Here is a 4,102-nt window from a genome sequence, read left to right on the forward strand (position 1 = left end):
CCGCAAGCGGGAAACTCTAGTCGGGCTACGCCCTCCCGCCGTTCCCCGCTTGCGGCGCCAAGTGGCCTACTTTTGCGCCGCCCAACGGCCTGGTTTTGCTCCGCCGTTGACACTGCTGGGCCGTACGAGAGGCGATATGGCGTCTTCGACGTATCCGCGAGCAGACGTGGCGATCGCGACTATTTCAAAGCGCTGAACGCCCAGATGGAGAGCGGCGGTCTGGCGGCGATGCTGTTCGCGCTTCGGGGGATGGACCTCGGCGGCTGGCACCCACGCGAAGACGTGCCGCAAACCGAGGCGCTCGCGCACCAGAAGGAGTTGAGCATGAGCCTCGTCGACGAGTTCATCGCGGACCTTCTGGAAGGGGGCGTTCTGCCGACAGAAGCCCCCCGGAAGGATGCGCCGCGAGGTTCAGTTCAGGCCGAATGTCTATGGATGGCGATGAGGGAGCTCGTTCCCAGACTGAAGGATTGGAGCAGCCAGAAGCTGGCGATCGAACTTCAATCAAAATGGGCGGTCGAAAAGGATCGCATCGGTCGAGATCGTGTCAGAGTCTTCCCTCCGCTGGCTGAGATGAGAAGGGTATTCGAGGAGAGGTACGGCAGTCGGTCGTGGGCGGGCGGGGCCGATAGCGAATGGGCCTACACGGATAGCGCTCCCTTCTAGGGAGGCGCTCCACCACGCGAGGAAAGGATGGGGGCGACACTGATCGGTGTCGTCCTCGCCGAACATAAGCGGGGTCGGAACTGGGTCGGAACTGGGTCGGATCTGAAGGGTCATCCGACCCACGTAACCTGCTGTTTTTTTAATATTTTTTTCTTCTGGGTCGGAAGGGTCGGAAAAAAAGGTAAAAAACCGCAGGTAGCGGCTACTGCTGCTTTGCTTCCCCTTTCGCGCAAACTGAAGGCGCGCGCCGCGCGCGGCTTAGCGTAACTGCGGGGGCTATCCGACCCACGACCCATCCGACCCAGCACGAAAAAACGTATTTATATCAAAGACTTAGACGGGTCGGATTGAAAATGTAATCCGACCCAGCACCCGGCTCCCGACCCAGCATACGGCTTTCACCCGACCCAGCATACGGCTTTCACCCAAGGAATACCTGCAACTGCCCCAAAAAATATCCGGAACTATTCCGAGCTATTCTTTCCTTCGCGTTCGGGCAGCAAAGACGCGAGGAAGGGTTGGGGCTGAGGCGCCGAACCGAGGGTAGCCACCGGCAAGACTGCATTCCCCGGAGCCGAGCCCACCCCCCGCTCCATGCATGACTGATTTTGCGGGGAAATTGTCTCACGGTGCGTTCCAGCCCCCCGTCCGGCCCGCCGTCGCGAGGGTGGGGTGGAAATTTAAGGCCGAAACAAGATCCGTCGCCTGCGCAACGCCTTTGGGCCGCAAATTTTCTCGAACAAGGCGATTTCTTGGCGGTAGTAAGCCCGCACCGCCTCAATCTGTTCGGGTTCGGCATCTCCACCCCTTGGAGGTAACCTCCAGGAATCGAACGCGGCCCTCAGGCGTCGGAGGATGTAGGCTGGGCCACCATCCAGGGCCACTCGCAGGTGCTGTGGATAGACTCCGACAACCACATAAGGGCGACGTCCTTCGTCGGCTCCGTAAACGCTGTTTTGAGCGTCCCAGAGTGCCTCGGCGAGTGGACGTCCGTTGTGTTGATCGATCGTGTGCTTGGCAATTTCGGCCGCCTCGGCCCCCGTTACCGGAAACAAAGTCCCGATGTAGGCGCGGGCACCGGCGAAAATGAATCGATCGGCCAATTCATGCCACGATGCGCAAGCGTTGTTGAAGATGATCGGGGTGCCATGATCCGCTAGTGCCCTTGGCATCATTAGATAGTTGTCGTCGTGCATCTGGAGCATCGCAGACCCAAGCACACGCGGAATTTGTTCGCGCGCGATCGGCTCCAGAGGGTCCGCCCCCTCAACCAGCTCAAGCCAGTCACTGATTGCAGTGCCGACCTCGATTTTGTTGGTCTTCTCGGGATCTCGCCAGTCGACGCCGTCGAGTTTGTGGAACCGGTTGATCTGTCTAACTTCTACGATGTCGGGTTTGTCCGTACGTGCGAACCCTACGGCGGTGTCCACGACCAAGCGCCGGATGCGGTCTGAACGGTCGGTATATTCGTAAGTGAATCGATACCCAGGTGCATCGCCGCAGTGCGTGGCGAAGAGCAGCAGATCATAGGGGAACAGATCGACCAAGTCTGTGACGTCTCGGACGTTGGCCGCGCTGCCGCGGTAGGCTCTAACAAAGACCTTCCTCTTCGACAGCGATCTGGCCGCCGCTTCAATCTCCGGGGCAGGTGTTTTTTCAGGGTCCACGAGGACCGCACACCGCACGCCAGTTCGGTCGTCGTGCGTGGAAGAGAGGCCGTTGAGGACGGCTACGCCAAGGTCAGGATACGTTCGCAGATGGGTTGTGGGTACTTCCGGGAACCCTAGGCCGAAAGGAACATGGCTCGTGAAAAAGGTTATCGAGCCATGTTCAGGGGCGACGACCTCGGGGCAAAGGTCGCGGATGCGTCGAGCCACGTCGGCGACCGCTTGAGTTACCCCTACGTCGCGGCGTTCATCCACGCTGTAGAGTTCTTCGGTGAGCGCCTCCGCAGTTGCTTTGGTCACCGCTGGGATCACCACTAGGTCGGCATCCATGGCGGCGGCATAGTTCGCGGCTATCACCTCGCTAAGATCCCGGCCAGCTTCGCAAACGACGAGGTGCTTCGCCCCAGATAGTGGAACGTTTGGCGAAGGGTCGTCATCGAACTGGATGGCCTTGCCGGATCGGAGCGCCTCCAGAAGGCCGACGCCAATCATGCTTCGTCCCCATCTAAGCTTCGGCCAGTCTTCGCGGGCTTGATAATACTGCGCGACAGCTTCTTCCGTAACGGACCCAACAGCACCGGGGGGAAGGAGTGCCTGCATTGCGGCCGCTTGACCAGGATCGAGGTTGCCGAAGGTCACCTTGCGGACCGCCCCTCTTGCAATCGCGTTGACTCGGCGCACTGCCTCGTTGTCGCTGTCTGGACGTCCCATGCGGGGACCGTCTAATACTGGCAGATAGCTGCCTTTTCGTCCCATAATACAGGAGAGCATCGCTGCCAGTTCGGCGTCATCAGACACGATAGCAGATCGTATAATTTTTGGCGATTTCAATGGATTATTGATCCTGAGGAGAGCGGTGCACTTTTCTTCCAAGCAATGATGCATAAGCGAAATGATGTTGTCACCATCCGCCTGAGCTAGAGTTGCGGAGGTGACTCCCCGCCCGCCCGCCTGGATGACCCGCCGCCAACCGCCACCCGCCCCGAGGCCGCGCGCCCGGCCCGCCTACAGTCGTCACAGAATCTGGACGCAATTGCCCGATTATCCTGAGACCATGATTCACGCGCGAAGATGCACCGCCCCGGACCCGTCGACGAGCGCGATCTCGATGCCGATATGGCGACAACGGGGGAGGAGTCGCGTAGCGAGCTTTTCTGTCTCAGGATGAAGCGGAACGGCTGCGATCAATCGGTCTACTGTGCGCGGACAGCCGAGGAGTTGCCCGACCGCTTCGTGCAGCCCTTTGCGGAGCCGCGAAAGCTGCCCGGCGTGTTTGGTGTTGATGCACCCGCCCTTCGCCTCGACTTCCACCGTCGCGCCGCCGATGGTCGTGACGAGGTCGCCCAGCCCGGAGCGCGCATGAACGGTCAAGGTCTGGTCGCCGCGCTTGAAGACCCAGCTGATCTCGCGCTTGCCCGTCGCGCTCGTCCTGACGAAGCCTCGGCTCGACAGAAACGCCGGCATGTCGAAGCCGGCCATATGCGTGCCGTCGGGGTGAACCCTGACCTCCGACGCGCCCTGCCCGAACAGCCATTCCGACATCGCCAGCATGACGGCCCCCTCGGTTAGGTGCTGCTCGACCGGTCCATCATGCTTGCTGACGCGGCCCGACGGAGAGGGGAGGTGGGTGATGAAGTTCATGAGGACCCCTTGGAGTGTCAACGGCGGAGCAAAACCAGGCCGTTGGGCGGCGCAAAAGTAGGCCACTTGGCGCCGCAAGCGGGGAACGGCGGGAGGGCGTAGCCCGACTAGAGTTTCCCGCTTGCGGC

General features: G+C 60.8%; 3 protein-coding genes. 1 reads left to right on the top strand and 2 read right to left on the bottom strand.

Annotated elements, in window-relative coordinates; genetic code table 11:
- Window positions 1–204 precede the first annotated feature (204 nt).
- Window positions 205–666 (top strand): hypothetical protein, encoded by a 462-nt coding sequence (locus ACLJK8_RS22160; protein ID WP_413152595.1) that lies wholly within the window; start codon window positions 205–207, stop codon window positions 664–666.
- 680 nt (window positions 667–1,346) lie between these two features.
- On the opposite strand, the gene ACLJK8_RS22165 is transcribed toward ACLJK8_RS22160, so the two are convergent.
- Window positions 1,347–3,131 carry a hypothetical protein gene (locus tag ACLJK8_RS22165; protein ID WP_413152596.1) on the bottom strand — a complete coding sequence of 595 codons (1,785 nt, stop codon included), beginning with the start codon at window positions 3,129–3,131 and terminating at the stop codon, window positions 1,347–1,349.
- A gap of 261 nt (window positions 3,132–3,392) precedes the next feature.
- Window positions 3,393–3,974, bottom strand: a complete 582-nt coding sequence (locus ACLJK8_RS22170) for a hypothetical protein (protein WP_413152597.1) — start codon at window positions 3,972–3,974, stop codon at window positions 3,393–3,395.
- Between the last annotated feature and the right edge of the window lie 128 nt (window positions 3,975–4,102).

Origin of the sequence: Amaricoccus sp. W119 (genome assembly GCF_047275745.1) — a bacterium.
In the GTDB taxonomy this organism is placed as follows: domain Bacteria; phylum Pseudomonadota; class Alphaproteobacteria; order Rhodobacterales; family Rhodobacteraceae; genus Amaricoccus.

Bases quoted from the DNA above. Each gene is read 5' to 3' on its own strand.
- ACLJK8_RS22170 (WP_413152597.1), bottom strand. From the start codon at position 3,974: ATGAACTTCATCACCCACCTCCCCTCTCCGTCGGGCCGCGTCAGCAAG.
- ACLJK8_RS22160 (WP_413152595.1), top strand. From the start codon at position 205: ATGGAGAGCGGCGGTCTGGCGGCGATGCTGTTCGCGCTTCGGGGGATG.